The sequence below is a fragment of the Nocardia aurea genome (genome assembly GCF_003123685.1).
Lineage (GTDB): Bacteria > Actinomycetota > Actinomycetes > Mycobacteriales > Mycobacteriaceae > Nocardia > Nocardia aurea.
In genome coordinates, this window is the sequence record NZ_QCYJ01000130.1 from 515,514 (window position 1) to 534,134 (window position 18,621).

At 67.4% G+C, this 18,621-nt stretch carries 18 protein-coding genes; 11 read left to right on the forward strand and 7 right to left on the reverse strand.

From position 1 onward, the window contains the following. Positions 1-122: 122 nt before the first annotated feature. Complete coding sequence (gene thiC / locus DAT37_RS34300; protein ID WP_109529007.1) at positions 123-1,751, forward strand: phosphomethylpyrimidine synthase ThiC; 1,629 nt, start codon at positions 123-125, stop codon at positions 1,749-1,751. Between the two features lie 293 nt (positions 1,752-2,044). Beyond that, positions 2,045-2,839 (forward strand): thioesterase family protein, encoded by a 795-nt coding sequence (locus tag DAT37_RS34305; RefSeq protein ID WP_109529008.1) that lies wholly within the window; start codon positions 2,045-2,047, stop codon positions 2,837-2,839. An 8-nt stretch (positions 2,840-2,847) separates the two neighbouring features. Here the strand turns inward: DAT37_RS34305 and DAT37_RS34310 are convergent, their stop codons facing one another. Both DAT37_RS34310 and DAT37_RS34315 read right to left on the reverse strand, forming a co-directional pair. Further along, a complete protein-coding gene (locus DAT37_RS34310; RefSeq protein WP_109529009.1) occupies positions 2,848-3,255 on the reverse strand; it encodes a VOC family protein in 408 nt (135 codons plus the stop codon). Positions 3,256-3,483: 228 nt separating this feature from the next. After that, positions 3,484-4,140, reverse strand: a complete 657-nt coding sequence (locus DAT37_RS34315) for a TetR/AcrR family transcriptional regulator (protein ID WP_109529010.1) — start codon at positions 4,138-4,140, stop codon at positions 3,484-3,486. Positions 4,141-4,227: 87 nt separating this feature from the next. On the opposite strand from DAT37_RS34315, the gene DAT37_RS34320 reads away from it, so the two are divergent. From DAT37_RS34320 to DAT37_RS34335, 4 genes are all read left to right on the forward strand, one after another. Further along, positions 4,228-5,430 (forward strand): epoxide hydrolase family protein, encoded by a 1,203-nt coding sequence (locus DAT37_RS34320; RefSeq protein ID WP_109529011.1) that lies wholly within the window; start codon positions 4,228-4,230, stop codon positions 5,428-5,430. A 130-nt stretch (positions 5,431-5,560) separates the two neighbouring features. After that, positions 5,561-6,184 carry an NAD(P)-dependent oxidoreductase gene (locus tag DAT37_RS34325; RefSeq protein WP_109529012.1) on the forward strand — a complete coding sequence of 208 codons (624 nt, stop codon included), beginning with the start codon at positions 5,561-5,563 and terminating at the stop codon, positions 6,182-6,184. A gap of 85 nt (positions 6,185-6,269) precedes the next feature. Next, positions 6,270-6,524: a hypothetical protein gene (locus DAT37_RS34330; protein ID WP_109529013.1), complete on the forward strand. Its 255-nt coding sequence runs from the start codon at positions 6,270-6,272 to the stop codon at positions 6,522-6,524. Between the two features lie 196 nt (positions 6,525-6,720). Continuing rightward, a complete protein-coding gene (locus DAT37_RS34335) occupies positions 6,721-7,020 on the forward strand; it encodes an RpnC/YadD family protein (RefSeq protein ID WP_109529014.1) in 300 nt (99 codons plus the stop codon). 154 nt (positions 7,021-7,174) lie between these two features. Here the strand turns inward: DAT37_RS34335 and DAT37_RS34340 are convergent, their stop codons facing one another. Next, a complete protein-coding gene (locus DAT37_RS34340; protein WP_109529015.1) occupies positions 7,175-8,323 on the reverse strand; it encodes a GTP-binding protein in 1,149 nt (382 codons plus the stop codon). Positions 8,324-8,421: 98 nt separating this feature from the next. Here DAT37_RS34340 and thiD point away from each other — a divergent pair, with 98 nt between their 5' ends. After that, the gene (gene thiD / locus DAT37_RS34345; RefSeq protein WP_109529016.1) at positions 8,422-9,267 is read left to right on the forward strand and encodes a bifunctional hydroxymethylpyrimidine kinase/phosphomethylpyrimidine kinase; all 846 of its coding nucleotides are present in this window, start codon (positions 8,422-8,424) and stop codon (positions 9,265-9,267) included. A gap of 299 nt (positions 9,268-9,566) precedes the next feature. Here thiD and DAT37_RS34350 read toward each other — a convergent pair whose 3' ends face one another. After that, the gene (locus tag DAT37_RS34350; RefSeq protein ID WP_109529164.1) at positions 9,567-10,247 is read right to left on the reverse strand and encodes a TetR/AcrR family transcriptional regulator; all 681 of its coding nucleotides are present in this window, start codon (positions 10,245-10,247) and stop codon (positions 9,567-9,569) included. 193 nt (positions 10,248-10,440) lie between these two features. On the opposite strand from DAT37_RS34350, the gene DAT37_RS34355 reads away from it, so the two are divergent. From DAT37_RS34355 to DAT37_RS34370, 4 genes are all read left to right on the forward strand, one after another. Further along, on the forward strand, positions 10,441-11,085 hold the full coding sequence (locus tag DAT37_RS34355) for an SAM-dependent methyltransferase (protein ID WP_109529165.1): 645 nt from the start codon (positions 10,441-10,443) through the stop codon (positions 11,083-11,085). A 79-nt stretch (positions 11,086-11,164) separates the two neighbouring features. Further along, positions 11,165-12,451 (forward strand): bifunctional glycosyltransferase family 2/GtrA family protein, encoded by a 1,287-nt coding sequence (locus DAT37_RS34360; RefSeq protein ID WP_109529017.1) that lies wholly within the window; start codon positions 11,165-11,167, stop codon positions 12,449-12,451. Further along, positions 12,448-14,673: a glycosyltransferase family 39 protein gene (locus tag DAT37_RS34365; RefSeq protein ID WP_109529018.1), complete on the forward strand. Its 2,226-nt coding sequence runs from the start codon at positions 12,448-12,450 to the stop codon at positions 14,671-14,673. The genes DAT37_RS34360 and DAT37_RS34365 overlap by 4 nt, the downstream gene beginning before the upstream one ends. 173 nt (positions 14,674-14,846) lie before the next feature. Then, on the forward strand, positions 14,847-15,884 hold the full coding sequence (locus DAT37_RS34370; RefSeq protein ID WP_109529019.1) for a hypothetical protein: 1,038 nt from the start codon (positions 14,847-14,849) through the stop codon (positions 15,882-15,884). 70 nt (positions 15,885-15,954) lie between these two features. Here DAT37_RS34370 and DAT37_RS34375 read toward each other — a convergent pair whose 3' ends face one another. The 3 genes from DAT37_RS34375 to DAT37_RS34385 form a co-directional block, all read right to left on the reverse strand. Continuing rightward, the gene (locus DAT37_RS34375; RefSeq protein ID WP_109529020.1) at positions 15,955-16,569 is read right to left on the reverse strand and encodes a TetR/AcrR family transcriptional regulator; all 615 of its coding nucleotides are present in this window, start codon (positions 16,567-16,569) and stop codon (positions 15,955-15,957) included. Positions 16,570-16,573: 4 nt separating this feature from the next. Next, positions 16,574-17,356 (reverse strand): enoyl-CoA hydratase family protein, encoded by a 783-nt coding sequence (locus DAT37_RS34380; RefSeq protein ID WP_109529021.1) that lies wholly within the window; start codon positions 17,354-17,356, stop codon positions 16,574-16,576. A 103-nt stretch (positions 17,357-17,459) separates the two neighbouring features. Then, positions 17,460-18,620, reverse strand: a complete 1,161-nt coding sequence (locus DAT37_RS34385; protein WP_109529022.1) for an acyl-CoA dehydrogenase family protein — start codon at positions 18,618-18,620, stop codon at positions 17,460-17,462. Between the last annotated feature and the right edge of the window lies 1 nt (position 18,621).

Sequence of the window (18,621 nt, forward strand, 5' to 3'; positions counted from 1 at the left end):
GAAAATCGCATATCGCCAACGGGGGCTCGCACCAGCGGGCTGAGAGGACGGCTAGCTCCACGGAGCGATCAGGGCCGTCGACCGTATGAACCTGACCGGGTAATGCCGGCGTAGGGAGAAACATGACGAGCACACCTGTCGACACCGTGACCACCGGTCCGATCGAAGGCAGCGTCAAACACTATTGCCAGGTCGATGACCTGCGGATTCCGGTTCGCCGGATCAACCTCACCAATGGTGAGACCTTCGACGTCTACGACACCTCCGGCCCGTACACCGATACCGCGGCCACCATCGATCTGGAGGCCGGTCTACCCGCGCTGCGCGACGGCTGGGAGAAACCGCGGGTCGACGGTCCGCCGACCCAGCTGGCCTGGGCCCGCCGGGGGATCGTCACCCCCGAGATGCGTTTCATCGCCGCGCGCGAGGGCGTGACGCCGGAGTCGGTGCGCGAGGAGGTCGCCGCCGGACGGGCGGTCATCCCGGCCAATCACAAGCACCCCGAACTCGAGCCGACGATCATCGGCAAGAAATTCCTGGTCAAGATCAACGCCAATATCGGCAATTCCGCCGTCTCGTCCTCTATCGCCGAGGAGGTCGAGAAAATGGTGTGGGCCACGCGCTGGGGCGCCGACACCATCATGGATCTGTCCACGGGCAAGAACATCCACGAGACCCGGGAGTGGATTCTGCGCAATTCCCCGGTCCCGGTCGGCACCGTGCCGATCTACCAGGCGCTGGAGAAGGTGAACGGCGATCCGACCGCGCTCACCTGGGAGATCTACCGCGATACCGTCATCGAACAGTGCGAGCAGGGCGTGGACTACATGACCGTGCACGCCGGGGTGCTGTTGCGCTATGTCCCGCTCACCGCCAAACGGGTCACCGGCATCGTCTCGCGCGGCGGGTCGATCATGGCCGCGTGGTGCCTGGCCCATCACCGGGAATCGTTCCTGTACACCAACTTCGCCGAACTGTGCGAAATCCTCGCGAAATACGACGTCACCTTCTCCCTCGGCGACGGTCTGCGTCCCGGCTCGATCGCCGACGCCAACGACGAGGCCCAGTTCGCCGAACTGCGCACTCTCGGCGAACTGACCAAGATCGCGAAATCCTTCGGTGTCCAGGTGATGATCGAAGGTCCCGGCCACGTGCCGATGCACAAGATCGTGGAGAACGTGCGACTGGAGGAGGAGTTGTGCGAGGAGGCGCCGTTCTACACCCTCGGGCCGCTCGCCACCGATATCGCACCCGCTTACGACCACATCACCTCGGCCATCGGCGCCGCGATCATCGCCCAGGCGGGCACCGCCATGCTCTGCTACGTGACCCCGAAGGAACATCTCGGTCTGCCCAACCGCGACGATGTGAAGGTCGGCGTGATCACCTACAAGATCGCCGCCCACGCCGCCGATCTCGCCAAGGGCCACCCGCACGCCCAGGACCGGGACAACGAATTGTCCAAGGCGCGTTTCGAATTCCGCTGGCGTGACCAGTTCGCGTTATCGCTGGACCCGGACACCGCGCGCGAGTACCACGACGAGACGATGCCCGCCGAACCGGCCAAGACCGCGCATTTCTGTTCCATGTGCGGGCCCAAGTTCTGCTCGATGCGCATCTCGGCCGATGTCAGGGAGTACGCCGCACGCGAGGGTTTGACCGATGTGCAGGCCATCGAGGCGGGAATGGCCGAAAAATCGGCGGAATTCGCCGATGCGGGCAAGAAGGTGTACCTGCCCGTGGTCTCCTGATACCACGGCTGTTCACGGTTTCGCATTTCCGGGTGTCGCTCGTCGCCCGGAAATACGGACGCCGGGTACTCCGTCTCGCCCCGGCAGCGGGATCACCCGGCGGCGACCGTCGCGGACATCGCATCGCCGCCCTGCGCAGGGGGCAGGACAGCGGGGAGTTGCGGTGTCCGCGACGGATCTGCCGATGCGGGGTGGTGGGGCCGCAGGAACGGCGATGCCGCGTCGTAGCAGAATCGGGAATCGACCGACAATCCGCCGACCGGCCCAGCCGGTCCGAGGGACGGACGACGACCGTGAGCGACGCCTTCTACCTGCCCGATCCCGAGGATCCGCGGCGGTTCCTCTCCACCGAACTGACGCGCGGCCCGTGGTCCCCCGACGCCCAGCACGCGGGTCCGCCCTCGGCGCTGCTCGGACACGCCATCGAGCGCTGTGAACCGCGCGCGGGGTTCCAGGTCGGCCGGGTCGCGGTGGAGATCCTCGGGCCGGTGCCGCTCGAACCGCTCACCGTCGAGACCCGGGTGGCCAGGGCCGGGCGCAGCGTCGAATTGATCCAGGCGACGCTGTCGAGCGAGCGCGGCCCGGTGATGACCGCGAATGCCTGGCGATTCAAACTCGCCGATCCCGAACTCGATCTACCCGAGACCATCCTGCCCACCGGCGCGCGCCCCGGTCCCGATCACGCACCCGAGCCCGCGCCCTTCCCGTCGACGCAGGCGATCGGATTCCACACCGGGATCGAATACCGTTTCGTGACAGGCTCTTTCGCCGACGCCGGTCCGGCGATCTGCTGGATCCGGCTGAAATACCCGATCGTCGCCGGGACCACGCCGAGTCCGCTGGAGCGCACGCTCGCGGCCGCCGATTCGGGAAACGGCGTGAGCGCGGTACTGGACTGGGATCGGTTCCTGTTCATCAACACCGATCTGACGGTGACCCTGCACCGTCAGCCGGTCGGCGAATGGGTCTGCCTCGACGCGGTCACCTACCCGCAGCCGCACGGCATCGGCCTCGCCGAATCGGTGCTGTTCGACGAGAAGGGACCGCTGGGGCGCGGCACCCAGACCCTGTTGATCGGGCCGCGCTGACCGAGGTCTCAGGCGCGGGCGGAGATCTGCTGGATCGCCCAGCCGTTGCCGTCGGGGTCGGCGAAGAAGAGGAACCCGACATTGTCGAGCGGATGCGGCATCGGCCTGGGGTTCTCGCCGATCACCTGCACCTCTCCGACGTCGAGACCGCGCGCGAGGAGTTCCTCGCGCGCCTGCCGGATATCGGGAACGACGAGTTGCAGGCCCTGGACCGACCCAGGTTCCATCGCCGGAACCGCGCCCTTGCCGATGACGACGGAACAGCCCGAACCGGGCGGGGTCAGTTGCACGATGCGGATGTCGTCGCCCATGACGGTGTCGTGGTCGACGACGAAGCCGAGTTTCTCGGCGTAGAACTGTTTGGCGCGGTCGATATCCGACACGGGCACGATGACGACCTCGAGTGTCCAGTTCATAGTCAGCCCTTCGCATTACCGGGATGGTGGGCGTGCGGCGCGATAATCTCGGGCACACCGAGGAACGCGGCCAAGGCTATCGCGGGCGGGGTTGTCACGGCAGCCTTTGCCCCCGATCAATTCCCGTCCGCCGACGCCGATCCGCGCCCTGAATCCCACGCCCGGGGCTCGGCGGTGGCGACCGCCCTACCGCGACGACCTCGCCGTTCGGCGCTCAGATTTCAGCGCTCAGGTTTCGGCGCGACGCTCCCAACGCCACGCGAATTCGCCCGCGACCGGAGCGGGACCGGGCAGTTCGACATCGTCCGCCGCGAGCCCGGCGACGAGTATCGCCAGGGTTCGTCTGCGCAACTGGGCCGTGCGCACCGGGTCGGGGACGGTGATCGCGGCGCAGGCGTCGAGGATCAGACCGAGATCGAGGGAGTTCACCTCGGGCCGCAATTTCCCCGCGGCGTGCGCGCGTCGCACCAACTCGTCGTTCACCTCGCCGGAGTGCACGACCTCGGGTAACAGGGACTCGTCGGGGGTGAAGGTGCCTGCCAGATGTACGGCCAGTGAGTGGACGTCGGCGTCGACCACTCGTTCGAGGAAGCCGACCAGCGCCTTCCAGCCGTCCGGCTCCTCCAACGCGGCGTCCCCCTCGGCGTTGTAGCGGCGCAGCCCGTCCTCGCAGAGCGTGCGCAGCAGTGCCTCCTTGCTCGGATAGCGCCGGTACAGCGCGCTGATCCCGACGCCCGCGCGATCCGCGACGGCGGCGATGGGAGCGCCGGCGTCGGCCAGAAAGACCTCGCGGGCAGCCGCGAGGATGATCCCGTCGTTGCGTGCCGCCTGTGCCTTGCGCCCGGAAAGGGCTGGTCGAGCCGGGGAATCGGAGGTCTTCGCCATGGCTTCCAGATTACCACTTGAAACGGAATGATCCGTTCTGATACCGTTTAACAGAACGAAACATTCCGTTCCAAATAGGAGAAGTAGATGTCCTCGAACGCCGCGCAACCCTTCGTCATCGACATCCCGCAGTCCCGGCTCGACGACCTCTCCGATCGGCTGCGCCGGGCGCTGTGGCCCGATGAACTGCCCGGCGTCGGCGATGCCTACGGCGTACCGAACGAGCGGGTGCGCGCCCTCGCCGAGTACTGGCTCGAGCGGTTCGATTGGCGTGCGCTGGAGGCGCGATTGAACGCGCTGCCGCAGTTCACCTCCGAGATCGACGGCGAGGACATCCACTTCCTGCACATCAGGTCGTCCCGACCGGACGCGGTGCCCGCGATCCTGACCCACGGGTGGCCCGGAAGCATCCTCGAATTCCTGGACGTCATCGCACCGCTGACCGAACCCGAATCAGCCGACGCGCCCGCGTTCCACGTGGTCGTCCCCTCCCTGCCCGGATTCGGATTCTCCGGTCCCACCCGCAGCACCGGCTGGAACCGGGGCAGGACGGCGCGGGCGTGGCTGGAGTTGATGTCGCGGCTCGGATACGAGAAGTTCGGCGCGATCGGCAACGACGCGGGCTCGATGATCGCACCCGAAATGGCCCGTCTCGCACCGGAACGTCTGCTGGGAGTCCATGTGACGCAGCTGTATTCGTTCCCCTCGGGCGATCCGGCCGAATTCGAGGGCCTCTCCGCCGAGGATATGGCGGCGCTCGCCCACCTCCAGTGGTTCCACGACAACAAGATGGCCTTCAACACCCTGCACAGCCAGCAGCCGCAGACCCTGGCCTTCGCGCTGGCGGACTCCCCGGTCGGCCTGCTCGGCTGGAACGCGCAACTGCTCGGCACCAGCCTGGACCCGGATTTCGTCATCGGAAATGTGGCGATCTACTGGCTGACCGGCACCGCGGGTTCCTCGATCCGGTTCTACTACGAGGACGCCCACACCGCCGAGGCTCCCGCCGAACCGACCACGACACCCATCGGCCTCGCCATGTTCGCGGGCGATTTCCAGTCCATCCGCAGATTCGCCGAACGCGATCACCACAACATCGTCAGCTGGAACTCCTACGACCCCGGCCACGCCACCGGTGGGGCCAACGACGCGGGAGGACACTACGCCGCGCACGAGGCGCCCGACGTGCTCGTCGGCGATATCCGCGGGTTCTTCGCGCAGGTGATCCAGGAACCCTCCCCGGCCCCGACCACGGACAGCGCCCGCCTCCACACCGTCGACAACAGGTAGCGCGGAGTGCCGTGGCGGGGCCTGGACACTCGCGTATGCGCGCGAGACGCCGGACCATGGTTCCCGCCCACGGCCGCTGTTGTACTGGATTCACCTACAGCACAACAGTTTCGAGATATCGGGAGAAATCATGAGAATCGCGGTCTTCGGAGCCACCGGTAGCGTCGGTCGGCTCGTGGTGGAACAGGCGCTGGAACAGGGCCACGAGGTGACGGCCTTCACCCGCGACGCCGCGCGGCTCACCCGGCGCCACGATCGGCTGCGCGTGATCGAGGGCGACGTCTTCGACAGCGTGGCGGCGCAGCGGGCGGTGCGGGGTCAGGACGCGGTGATCGTCACACTCGGCGACGGCAGGAAAGGGCTGGTCCGGTTCGGCGGCACGAAGGCCGTCGTCGAGGCGATGCGGCGGACCGGGGTGAAACGGCTCATCTGCCAGAGCAGCCTCGGCGTCGGCGACAGCAGGGAGAATCTCGACTTCCTCTGGAAGTACGTCTTCTTCGGAATCCTGCTGCGCAAGGCCTACAACGACCATGTCGCACAGGAGGACTACGTGCGCGCCAGCGACCTGGAGTGGACCATCGTGCGCCCCAGTGCCTTCACCGACGGCCCCCGCACCGCCGCCTTCCACCGCGACGTCCGCGCCGACGCGAAAGGTCTGACGCTGAAGATCTCTCGCGCCGACATCGCGGATTTCCTGCTCGAACAACTGACCGATACGGCCTATGTCCACCGGACACCCGGCATCTCGAACTGAAATCGCTTCCGATTCAGTTCATTTCGTCCGAGACAGGGTATTTGTCTGACTCGAACAAAGGTTCGATCATTGATAGTCTCCGTGCATGATCAGTTCGTCGCACGAAGCGATGCACGGGATCTTCACCCATAACCCGGCCGCGTTCGCCCACGCCTTCCACATCCTGGATCTCCCCTTCCCCGACCCCATTGCCGTGCAACAGGTCTCGGTCGACCTGACCGAGACCTCCCCGGTCGAACGGCGGGCCGACACGGTTCTGCGGATCACGACCGAGCACGACACATTCCTGCTCGTGGTCGAGGCGCAATCGCGTACCGATTCCACCCGAGTCGCCGCATAGTCCTACTACGTGACCTTCCTGGCTCGCTGCACTGTCGGCGATAACCCATGCCAGGGAACCCGAGATCGGTGCGATACTGGAGGCGATCATCGCGGCCTTCCACCGTCGGGGCCACGACGACGAAACCGAGTTCTACGCCGAACTCATCGAACAGGGAATATCGCACACCGACGCCGCCCAGCTGTGGAGGGACAAAATGGCCACCGATCTGTCGTTCTTCCGTTCGGAATCCGCACAACGGCTGCGCGCCCAAGGCCGCGAACAAGGGCTGGAGCAAGGGCTGGAACAGGGACTCGAGCGAGGGCTGGAACAGGGACGGGAGCAAGGACGGGCCGAACAGGCCGCCCATGCGGTGCTGACCGTACTTACCGGCCGTGGCATCGAACTCTCCCCCGCACAGCGCACTCACCTCACCGAGACCACCGACCTCGACCAGCTCGACAAATGGCTCGGCCAAGCGCTCATCGCGACCCGCGCGAGCGAACTGTTCGGCTGAGTCCCCGGACCGCGACCGATGCGAGCGAACTGTTCGACTGAGTGTCCGGGACCCAACGAACGACGTCGACGTCGAGCGGACCTCGGCGTCCAGCCGGATCGGCACCGTGATCGCCGCACCGCGGACGAACACCGCGTCGACGCGGGGATACCAGTCAGACTTGTTCGTGAAGGTCGACCCACACGGGGAAGGGGTCGGCGTAGGTGATCCACTCCGTGGTGCCGCGCGCGAATTCCCGGTCGGTGAGCAACGCCCCGTCCAGTAGTGCGCGGACCTCGTCGCGGTCGATGCGTACGCCGATGAAGACGATCTCCTGTCCGGCGGGTACTTCCAGTGACGACCACCACGCGGCCGGTTCGAAGGTGAGGTTGGGGCCGGCCTGGGACCAGACGGCGGCGAAACCGGGGCGGCTGGCGAGCCAGCAAAAACCCTTGCTGCGCAACATTCCTCGGAGCTGATGCAGCGCGTCGGCCAGACGCCGCGGATGGAAGGGTCGCGCCGCGGTGTAGGTGAGGCTGCCGATGCCGAATTCCTCGGTCTCGGGGAGGTGGCCTCCCGCCGATTCCTCTGCCCACCCGTCGGATTCGGCGGCGACGACCGGGTCGTAGCGCCCGGTGCCGAGCACCTCGTCCAGATCCACCGCGCTGTCGACGGTGCGCAGGATTCGCGCGCGGGGGTTGAGACGGCGCAGCGTGGCCTCGACGGCGCCCGCGGCGGTGACGCTCACCAGATCGGTCTTGTTGAGCAGGAGTACGTCGGCGAATTCCACCTGATCGACGAGCAGATCGGCGATGGTTCGGGTATCACCCTGTGCCGCTTCGAGATTCCGGTCGGCGAGTGCTTGTCCGCGCGCGATCTCGACGAGGAAGGTCGAGGCGTCGACCACGGTCACCATGGTGTCGAGCCTGGCGATGTCACCGAGCCGGTAGCCGTCCTCGAATTCCCATTCGAAGGTGGCCGCCACCGGCATGGGTTCGGAGATTCCGGTGGATTCGACGACCAGGTGGTCGAACCTGCCTTCCGCGGCCAGTCTGCTCACCGCCTCGATCAGGTCTTCGCGCAGCGTGCAGCAGATGCATCCGTTGGTGAGCTCGACCAGTTTCTCCTCGGTCCGGTCGAGATGCCCGTGCCCCGCGATGAGAGCGGCGTCGATATTGACCTCGCTCATATCGTTCACGATGACCGCGATCCGGCGGCCGTCGCGGTTGGCGAGGATGTGCTCGAGCAGCGTCGTCTTGCCCGCGCCGAGGAATCCGGAGAGCACGGTCACGGGCAGCGGTTCGGTTCGCGGGGTTGCGGTCACGATTTAATGATAACGATTGTCATTAGCAATTGGTTGGTGGGGGTGCGAATGGCGAACCGGGCATCCCGGGCGCGCGTCGCGCGTCGTAGGGTCGAGCCGTGAAGCTGTTGCCGATTCCCGCCGCCGGACAGACCCCCGTCCGAGTCCTGACGATCGCGGGCACCGACTCCGGCGGTGGCGCCGGAATTCAGGCCGATACCCGCACCATGGCCCTGTGCGGGGTGCACGCGCTGGTCGCGGTCGCGGCGGTGACGGTGCAGAACTCCGTCGGCGTCAGCGGATTCCACGAGATCCCGCCCCGGATCGTGGCCGACCAGGTGCGTTCGGTGGCAGGCGATATCGGCGTCGGCGCGGCCAAGACCGGCATGCTGGCATCGACGGCCATCATCGAAGCGGTCGCCGAAGTGTGTCGCGAGGTCGGCATCGGGCGGGCCGGATCGATCCCGCTGGTCGTCGACCCGGTGGCCGCGTCGATGCACGGTGATCCGCTGCTGCACGAGGAAGCACTGGACGCGGTGCGGCACACGCTGATTCCGCTCGCGACCGTGGTGACACCCAATCTCGACGAGGTCCGGCTCATCACGGGGATCGACGTCACCGACGACGCGAGCGCCCGCCGCGCCGCCGAAGCACTGCACACGCTCGGCGCGCAGTGGTCGATCGTCAAAGGCGGGCATCTGCGCTCCTCCGACGTCAGCACCGACCTGCTCTTCGACGGTGACACCTTCCTCGAATACACCGCGCCGCGCCTGGCCACCGGCAACGACCACGGCGGCGGCGACACCCTCGCCGCCGCCATCGCCTGCGCCCTCGCGAACGGATACACCGTCCCGGACGCCGTCGAATTCGCCAAGGAGTGGACCCGCCGCTGTCTGGAAGCCTCCTACGATCTGGGCGCGGGGCACGGCCCGGTCTCCCCGCTGTGGCGGCTGACGCACAGCTGATCGTGTGAGGTGCCGCAGTCGAGCGCACCCACTCGCCGTCGGCGGTGGCGGTAGGCAACCCAACTCACCGCCCGACACACCGTCATCGAGCGGACCACCCACTTTCGTCGGTGGCGGCGAGTGCGCAACTCATCGCGCAACGCACCACCGTCGAACGGACCCCGTTACCTGTCGGTGGGCAGGTGAATACTTGCGATATCGCATCCACCGGGCCTCGACGAAGCGGCCCGACCGGACAACGGCGTTCGACAGGGATGCGAGCGCGGGGTGATACTCCGCCGTTCAGCGCGGGACGGAACTCAATCGTTCTCGAACGCGAGGTGCAGCGGGCGATCGGCGTCGATGGATATGCCGTTGAGGCGGGCGTTGGATTGCGCGAGCGCGGAGATCATCTCCGCCAGGTAGGCGACGAACTTCTCGATGGGCATGGTGTCGGCGCGCAGCCGGTTGGCGCCGAGCCACCAGTCGGTGGCCGAGGCGACCGCGCCGAATATCGAGTAATTGACGAGTTCCACACTGTCGACATCGATCGAGCCGTCCTCGACCAGCCCGGCGATCATTTCGGCCGCGCGGCGCGCGGACCGGCGCGCCGATTGCAGCGCCCGGCCGGATTCGTCCGCGTGCTGGGCGAAATGGCCGTGCAGCATGAAACGGAAGACGTTGGGATGTTCGGTGACCACGAGCATGTACTCGGTGGCCCCGCGGCGGACCAGGTCGCCCGCCGTGTCGTTGGTCAGATCGATACCGGCGGTGATGCGTTCCCAGAGGATGTCGCGGACCCGGTCGGCGATGGCGTTGTAGAGGTCGGTCTTGTCCTCGAAATGCCGGTACAGCTTGGGTTTCGCCGCGCCGGCCTCCTTGGCGATATCGCCCATGCTGACTTCGGGACCGAAGGTGTCGAGCGCGCGGAACGCGGCGTCGACGAATTCGTCTCGCACCTTCAGCCGATGCTCGCGCCACCGCTCGGTACGCGCGTCCACGCGCGGCTTCTCGTCTGATTTCCGGCCGCGTTGCCTCACACCTGCGACCGTACCAACCTGCGTGTCGACCTCGATCGATTCGGTCCGCGCGCACCATTCGCCGTTGCGGTTCCTCGGACCCGTTCCGGGAACTCTTTTGCCGAAACGGCAAGAATACTGGCCCGGTTTCCGGCCGCTACCCCATCATGGCGTCATGACCGACACCACCGCGCACACCAACCCGCAGGAATTCTGGGAAAGCTTCTACCAGGAGCGCGACCAGATCTGGACCGGGCAACCCAACCCCCTTCTGGTCCGCGAGGCCGCCGAACTCGCACCGGGGACCGCACTCGATCTCGGCTGTGGAGAAGGCGGCGACGCGATCTGGCTGGCCGAGCGCGGCTGGCAGGTGACCGCCGTCGACATCTCGGCGACCGCACTCGGCCGGGCCGCGGCGCACGCCGAGAACGCGGGCGTGCGGGACCGTGTCGAGTTCGCCGAGCACGACCTGTCGACTTCCTTCCCCGAGGGGGAATTCGACCTGGTGAGCGCCCAGTTCTTCCACTCACCCGTCGAGCAGCACGACGAACGGACGCGGACATTGCGCCGGGCGACCGCGGCGGTCGCTCCCGGCGGGTCGCTGGTGATCGGCAGCCATGCCGGATGGGCGAGTTTCGTCGAACACGCCCACGTCGATGTGCATTTCCCCACCCTCGAGGAGATCCTCGACGGACTCGAACTCGCACCGGGGCACTGGCGGGTCGAGACCTCCGACGAGGTCGAACGGGAGATGATCGGCCCGGAAGGCCAGGTGGGCGTGCGCACCGACACCGTGCTGCGGGTACGCCGCACAGTCTGAGGTCCGTGAATTCGGTGGTCCCAGCAACCTCACAGCTGGGACCCAGCCTGACGGCAGCGCGGCTGTCGAAGGTGGTCTCATGACCGAAACCGCGACCGCCGCGCACCGGGCGGAACCAACCGGATCGGTGATCACGCCCGTGCTCGACGTCGTGATCCCCGTCTACAACGAAGAAACCGATCTCGGCGTCTGCGTACGCCGACTGCACTCCTACCTGAACAGCGGATTCCCCTTCCCCGCCAGGATCACCATCGCCGACAACGCGAGTACCGACGACACCATGCAGGTGGCGCGACTGCTCGAAGACGAACTCGACGACGTTCGGGTGGTGCATCTGGACGCCAAGGGCCGCGGCCGGGCGCTGCGGACCGTCTGGGAGCAGTCCGACGCCATGGTCGTCGCCTACATGGACGTGGATCTGTCCACCGACCTGAACGCGCTGCTCCCGCTGGTGGCCCCGCTGATCTCCGGCCATTCGGATGTGGCGATCGGCACCAGGCTCGCCGCGAACTCCCGGGTGGTGCGCGGACCGAAACGCGAATTCATCTCGCGCTGCTACAACCTGATCCTTCGTGCCTCGCTGCGTGCGCGATTCTCCGACGCGCAGTGCGGATTCAAGGCGATGCGCACCGATATCGCACGACGCCTGCTGCCGCTGGTCCAGGACGGAGAATGGTTCTTCGACACCGAACTACTCGTGCTCGCCGAACGGTCCGGGCTGCGTATCCACGAAGTGCCCGTCGACTGGATCGATGATCCCGACAGCACCGTCGATATCGTCGACACCGCGCGCAAGGATCTGCTCGGGGTGTGGCGGCTGGGACGCGGACTCACCACCGGCGCACTGCCGTTGGAGGAACTGCGCCGCTCGGTCGGCCGGGAACCACTTGTTCCGGGGGTGCCGCTCGGCATGGTCGGACAGGTGGTGCGCTTCGCCATCGTCGGCGTCGTCTCCACACTCGCCTACGCCCTGCTGTATCTGGCGGCGCAGCCCTTCACCGGTCCGCAGATCGCGAATTTCCTCGCGCTGCTGGTGACCGCGATCGGCAATACCGCCGCCAACCGCGCCTTCACCTTCGGTGTGCGCGGCACGAACGGCGCTGTGGCACATCAGTTCCAGGGCCTGCTCATCTTCACCTTCGGGCTCGCGGTCACCAGCGGGTCGCTGTTCTCGCTGCACCGCTGGGCGCCGGACGCCTCCGTGCATCTCGAACTGTTCGTGCTGGTACTGGCGAATCTCGTCGCCACACTGTCACGATTCCTCGGGCTGCGGTGGGTCTTTCGCGACAGCGGGCCGACCGACGCACCCGAACCCTCCCCCGCGTTCGCCGGGCCGGAATTCCAGAACGGGGTGAGCGGCCGATGACGACGCTGACAGCCGCGAAACCCCTCGCCACCCCGACCCCTCCCACCCGCCGGGTAATCCGCTGGGAATACCCGACATTGGCCGCACTCCTGCTCGGCACCGCGATCGCCTACCTGATCAACCTGAGTGCCAACGGCTGGGCCAACTCCTTCTATTCCGCCGCGGTACAGGCTGGTTCGCGATCGTGGGAGGCGTTCTTCTTCGGCTCCTCCGATGCCGCCAACTCCATCACCGTCGACAAACCACCGGCGTCGTTGTGGTTGATGGAACTGTCCGTGCGGGTCTTCGGGCTCAACAGTTGGAGCATTCTCGTCCCCGAGGTGGTGCTCGGCGTCGGCTCGGTCGCACTCGTGTGGGCGACCGTACGCAGGCCGTTCGGACCCGCCGCCGGTCTGCTGGCCGGGGCGGCGCTGGCCGCGACACCGGTCGCGGCGCTGATGTTCCGGTTCAACAATCCGGATGCGCTGCTGGTATTCCTCATGGTGGCCGCGGCCTGGGCGATGACACGCGCCGTCGAGGACGGAAGGACCCGATGGCTGGTACTCACCGGCGCTTTCATCGGTTTCGGTTTTCTCACCAAACAATTGCAGGTCCTGCTCGTCGTCCCCGCGCTGGCGCTCACCTATCTCGTCGCCGGACCGCCCGCGCTCGGCAAACGCGTCGCGCAACTGTTCGCGGCGGGCGCGGCGATGATCGTCGCGGCGGGCTGGTGGTTGCTCGCCGTCGAGCTGTGGCCCGCCGACTCGCGGCCGTGGATCGGTGGCTCACAGCACAATTCGATCCTGGAACTCACCCTCGGATACAACGGGCTCGGACGGCTCAACGGCGAGGAGACCGGCAGCGTCGGCCCCGGTGGCGAACTGCCCTCCGGCGGTAACGGGATGTGGGGTAGTACCGGCATCACCCGATTGTTCGAACCGGCGCAGGGTGGGCAGATCGCCTGGTTGATCCCGGCCGCGCTGATCGGTCTCGTCGCGGGAATCCTGTTGCGCGGTAAGGCCTCGCGCACCGATCCGCGACGTGCGGCCCTGATCCTGTGGGGTGGTTGGCTGCTGGTCACCGGGCTGGTGTTCAGCTTCATGGCGGGCATCTTCCACGCGTACTACACCGTCGCCCTCGCACCGGCGGTCGCCGCGCTGGTCGGGGCGAGCGCGGTGGCGCTGTGGCGTGAACGCGAACGCCCTGGGGTGCGCGTAGTACTGGTCGCGATGGTCGCGGTGACGACGGCGACGGCGTGGATGCTGTTGTCGCGCAGTACGAATTTCGTCCCGTGGCTGCGCTGGACGGTGCTCGTCGGCGGAATCGTGACCACCGTCGCTATGCTGCTGCCGATGCCGAGGAAGGTCGGTCTGGTCTCGGCGCTGGCCGCCGTCCTGCTCGGTCTCGCCGGACCGGTCGCCTACAGCGTCGATACCATCGCGACCGCGCATCAGGGGTCGATGCCGACCGCCGGTCCGAATGTCGGGGGGATGCACGGTCGTGGGCCGATGGGCGGCGAAGGTCGGCCCGGGATGGACGGCGCGATGGGTGGGACGCGGCCGGGTGCCGACGGTCAGAACCGGGCGGATGGGCGCAACGGAGCGGTTCCGGGGGTGAGCAGTTCGGATGCGGGCGCTGTTCTCCGCGCAAACGGTCCGGGTGCGGGCGCTGCCCCCGGCGCAAACGGTTCGGGCGCAGGCCCCGCACCGGGCACGAACGGTTCGGGCACTGACGGTGGACCGAACGCGAGCGGCGAGAACGGCGCAGCGGGGGCAGTCCCGGGTGGTGACGGCGCGCCCGGTAGCAACGGCACTCCCAGTGCCGACGGCACCGTCGGCGCGGCGCAATCCAGCGAGACGAGCCAGGGCGGACCGGGCGGCATGGGCGGACTACTCGGCTCGACCACTCCCGGCGCGCAGGTGGTCGCACTGTTGGAGAGCGACGGTGACAAGTACACCTGGGTGGCCGCGGCGATCGGTTCCAACAGTGCCGCCGGGTATCAGTTGGCGACCGAATTGCCGGTGATGCCGGTCGGCGGGTTCAACGGCAGCGATCCCTCGCCGACGCTCGAACAATTCCAGCGGTATGTCGCCGAGGGCAGGATCCACTATTTCATCGGCGGCGGCCGCGGAGGTCCCGGTGGCTCGGAATCCGGTAGCGCGGCGATCACCGCCTGGGTCGAGCAGAATTTCACCGCGACGGTGGTGGACGGCGTCACCCTCTACGACCTGACCGCGCGCTGAAACATCGACGCGCACCGGCACTCTCGGCCGGTGCGCGTCGGCGTGCGCGTGCGCGGCACCGCGTTCCGGAGCGAATGCGCACGTCATCGGGCTGCGGGCGGGCCGCGACACGTTCGGGTCACCCCGGCGCGGGGGGCTCGACAAGGGTCACGGTGATCGTTACGGTGCTCCGCATGAACCTGGGCAATGGCGGATTCGCGAACGCTGTCATGGCGTTCGAACGCGCGGTTCGTGCCGTCGACGAGGACGCCGTGCGATCGGCGCACCGCGAACTGCTCGACGCCTTCCGAACCGTGTCCCAGGCCGAGGCCCGAGCCGCCGGGCCACAGCTGGCCGCGCTGCTCGACGGTGTGCCCCACGATCTGCGCGCGCATATCGCGGTCATGGTCGGCGCGTGCGTGGAACGCGGCGCGGACGCGGTCACCTGCGCGCCGCCGGTGCTGGCGAATCTCGCCGAAGCCCTGGACGAGGCACGAGAATTCGCAGAGTACTGGGCCGCCGCGGAGGGCGGCGAACTGCCGGATCCGGCGAGTATCGAGCCGACGGATTTCTACGACGGAGCCGGTGTCGCGGCGACGCTGTCCTGGTGGACACTCGACCACTGGATCCGCGCGTCACTGACGTTGATGCAGCGAGAGGCCGTGCGGCGCGGCCTGACCCGGTCCACCAGGGAATTGCTGACGCGCAGGCACGAGGCGTACGCCAAACTCTGCGGCGACTGGCGCAAGGATCTCGCCTACGCGCTGCTGGTCCTCGACGACGAACCGGTGGTGGTGCTGCACCGGGAGACCGGCTCGGGATATCTGGTGCGCATGACCGGCATCGGCGACAATTTCCAGCTGCACACCCTGCTCGCGGATGTCCTCATCGGCGGCGGGTATCTGCCCGGCGACGCGCCGTCCGCGGCCGCGGCGGCGGTGTGCCGCACCGTCGAGGGACGGGTGATCACCAGGGGTTCGCTGAATCTGGTCGCCCCCGACGGAACCTGGTTGTGGAACGAGGGCACGCCCTCGGATATCCCGGTCGTCGAAGGCACCCGGATGCTCGTCCTCGATCCCCCGCCCTACCTGCGCGATTGGCAGGCTGGCCGGTACTTTCCCGCCATGGCGGGCGAACTCGTGCTGGAGCGCGTCCTGCCGAAGGCCGAAGCCGCGCGCTGGTTCGCCCACGTCGAACCCTCGAAAGACCCGATCGAGACCGCAGACGCGTAGGGCTCGGCCGATAGCGCGCGCACGGTGGTCCAGCGGCGAAGACGGGTCACCTCGAGATGACCCGAGCGGCTCAGTGAGCGGCGTTCAGCGCCGTGTGCAGGGTGACCGACCACTGCTGCACGATCTCCTTGCGGCGCGCCGAGTCGTCGGTGAGCACATCGGCGAGACCGAGCCCGCGGGCCAGGTCGAGGGTGGCCTGCACCAGGTGATGGGCGACCGGGTCGGTGTCATCGACGCCGAGCGCCTCGACGGCACGCCGATGCGAGGCGCGGCCGAATTTGGCCTCCAGCGGCACGATCCGCTCCCGGAGTACCGGATCGGCGGCCGCGTGCGTCCACACCTGGAGGGCCGCCTTGAACAGTGAACTGGTGTAGGACTCGACCAGCCCGGCCACCACCGCCTCGGTGCGTGCGACGCCGTTGACGAGTTCCGACAACCTCGCGGCTTCCTCCTTGGCCTGTTCGTTTCGGCTGTCGAACATGTACTCGAGCGCGGCGGTGATCAACTCTTCCCTGGTCGGGAAATGGTGCTGGGCCGCGCCGCGCGACACCCCCGCCCGTTCGGCGACCACGGCGACGGTGGCCGCCGCCCAGCCGGTTTCGGCCAGGCAGTCGATCGTCGCCTCGAGCAGGCGCTGCCGGGTGGCGCGGCTGCGGTCCTGCTTGGGTTCGTGAGGTGTCGCCATGGGATTATTCTGCCCAGTTCGGCGGACGGCGCTGTAGGAAGGCCATCATGCCCTCCTGCACCTCGGGGGTGCCGAAGAAACTCGCCGAGCGGCGCGCGAGTTCGTCGGCCGAACTGTCGAAACCCGCCAGCAGTTCGGCGTTCACCAGCCGCTTCGCCTCGGCGAGCCCCTGAGGTGCGCCTTTTCGCAGTTCCCCGCACAGCCGGGCCACCTCGGCGGCCGGATCGGCGGCCGTCACCGTGACGAGTCCGATCTTCTCGGCGGTGGCCGCGTCGAATTTCTCGCCGGTCAGGTAGTACCGGCTCGCGGCGCGCTGGTCGAGTCGCGGCAGCAGGGTCAGCGAGATCATGAAGGGCGCCAGGCCGATCCGCACCTCGGTCAGGGCGAACGAACTTCCCGGCCCGGCCACCACCAGATCGCAGCCCGCGACGATCCCCATCCCGCCCGCCCGCACATTGCCGTCGATCCGGGCCACGACCGGTTTCGGGATCTCCACCAATCGCCGCAGCACCCCGATCATCGACCTGGTGCGTTCGTCGGCGGCCACCGCGGGATCGGCGTCGCCCGCCTCGCTCAGATCGGCCCCCGCGCAGAAGGTGTTGCCGGTATGCGCCAGCACGATGGCGCGCACCGCCGGGTCGGCCGCCGCGTCATCGAGACCACCGAGCAATTCGGCGACCAACCGCGAGGACAACGCGTTGCGATTGTGCGGCGAGTCCAGGGTGAGTGTCGCGATGCCGTCGCCCACCTCGTAGCGGACGTACGGGGCGGTTGTGGTGTCGCTCATGGATTTCTCCGTCCTTCGGGCCCGGTCCACGCGGACATTCTCGCGCCCGAATGCGGGAAACCCGCGTGATCGGGGCGGGTTTGTCCGCCTGGACCGGTCGGCATCAGTACGACCTGGGCAGACCGAGCGAATGCTGGGCGACGAAGTTGAGGATCATCTCCCTGCTCACCGGCGCGATCCTGCCGATGCGGGCGGCGGCCAACATCGCGGCCAGGCCGTAATCCCTGGTCAATCCGGCGCCGCCGTGGGTCTGGATGGCCTGATCCAGAGCCTTGATACTCGCTTCGGCGGCGGCGTATTTCGCCATGTTGGCGGCTTCGGCGGCACCCATCTCGTCGCCCGCGTCGTAGAGGCCCGCCGCCTTCTGCATCATCAGTTTGGCCAGTTCCAATTCGATCTTCACCTGCGCCAGCGGATGCGAGATGCCCTGGTGCGCGCCGATCGGGGATTTCCAGACCGTGCGCTCCTTGGCGTATTCCACGGCGCGCTCGATCGCGTAGCGGCCCATGCCGACGGCCATGGCCGCGCCCATGATGCGCTCCGGGTTGAGTCCGGCGAACAGCTGCATCAGCGCGGCGTCCTCCTTGCCGACCAGCGCGGTGGACGGCAACCGGACGTCGTCGAGGAACAGGTTGTACTGGTGGTCGGGTTCGATGATGTCCATCTCCTGCGCCACCTTGGTGAATCCCGGGGCGTCGGTGGGGACGATGAACAGCGCCGGCTTGAGTTTGCCGGTCTTGTGATCCTCGGTGCGCGAGACGATGAGCACGGCCTCGGCCTGGTCGACACCGGAGATGAAGATCTTGCGGCCGTTGAGGATCCAGTCGTCGCCGTCACGGCGCGCGGTGGTGGTGATCTGGTGCGAATTCGATCCGGCGTCGGGTTCGGTGATGCCGAAGACCATTTTGCCGGTGCCGTCGGCGAGTTTGGGCAGCCACTGCTGTTTCTGCTCGTCGGTGCCGTACTTGGTGATGATGGTGCCGCAGATGGCCGGAGAGACGACCATCAGCAGCAGCCCCGCGCCCTGGGCCGCCAACTCCTCCATCACCAGCGCGAGTTCGTACATGCCTGCGCCACCGCCGCCGAATTCCTCCGGCAGGTTGACCCCGAGGAAGCCGAGTTTGCCCGCCTCGTCCCACAATTCGTCCAGCGGTTCGTTCTTGCGCGCCTTCGGCAGCACGTAGTCGCGGTAGTTGTATTTCGCGGCGAGGGCGGCCACCGCCGACCGCAGTGCTTTGCGCTCTTCGGATTCGATGAAACTCATT

Excerpts from the sequence above, each read along its gene's own strand:
- thiC (WP_109529007.1), top strand. The coding sequence starts at position 123 with ATGACGAGCACACCTGTCGACACCGTGACCACCGGTCCGATCGAAGGC.
- DAT37_RS34310 (WP_109529009.1), bottom strand. The coding sequence starts at position 3,255 with ATGAACTGGACACTCGAGGTCGTCATCGTGCCCGTGTCGGATATCGAC.
- DAT37_RS34315 (WP_109529010.1), bottom strand. The coding sequence starts at position 4,140 with ATGGCGAAGACCTCCGATTCCCCGGCTCGACCAGCCCTTTCCGGGCGC.
- DAT37_RS34320 (WP_109529011.1), top strand. The coding sequence starts at position 4,228 with ATGTCCTCGAACGCCGCGCAACCCTTCGTCATCGACATCCCGCAGTCC.
- DAT37_RS34325 (WP_109529012.1), top strand. The coding sequence starts at position 5,561 with ATGAGAATCGCGGTCTTCGGAGCCACCGGTAGCGTCGGTCGGCTCGTG.
- DAT37_RS34330 (WP_109529013.1), top strand. The coding sequence starts at position 6,270 with ATGATCAGTTCGTCGCACGAAGCGATGCACGGGATCTTCACCCATAAC.
- DAT37_RS34335 (WP_109529014.1), top strand. The coding sequence starts at position 6,721 with ATGGCCACCGATCTGTCGTTCTTCCGTTCGGAATCCGCACAACGGCTG.
- DAT37_RS34355 (WP_109529165.1), top strand. The coding sequence starts at position 10,441 with ATGACCGACACCACCGCGCACACCAACCCGCAGGAATTCTGGGAAAGC.
- DAT37_RS34360 (WP_109529017.1), top strand. The coding sequence starts at position 11,165 with ATGACCGAAACCGCGACCGCCGCGCACCGGGCGGAACCAACCGGATCG.
- DAT37_RS34365 (WP_109529018.1), top strand. The coding sequence starts at position 12,448 with ATGACGACGCTGACAGCCGCGAAACCCCTCGCCACCCCGACCCCTCCC.
- DAT37_RS34370 (WP_109529019.1), top strand. The coding sequence starts at position 14,847 with ATGAACCTGGGCAATGGCGGATTCGCGAACGCTGTCATGGCGTTCGAA.
- DAT37_RS34375 (WP_109529020.1), bottom strand. The coding sequence starts at position 16,569 with ATGGCGACACCTCACGAACCCAAGCAGGACCGCAGCCGCGCCACCCGG.
- DAT37_RS34380 (WP_109529021.1), bottom strand. The coding sequence starts at position 17,356 with ATGAGCGACACCACAACCGCCCCGTACGTCCGCTACGAGGTGGGCGAC.
- DAT37_RS34385 (WP_109529022.1), bottom strand. The coding sequence starts at position 18,620 with ATGAGTTTCATCGAATCCGAAGAGCGCAAAGCACTGCGGTCGGCGGTG.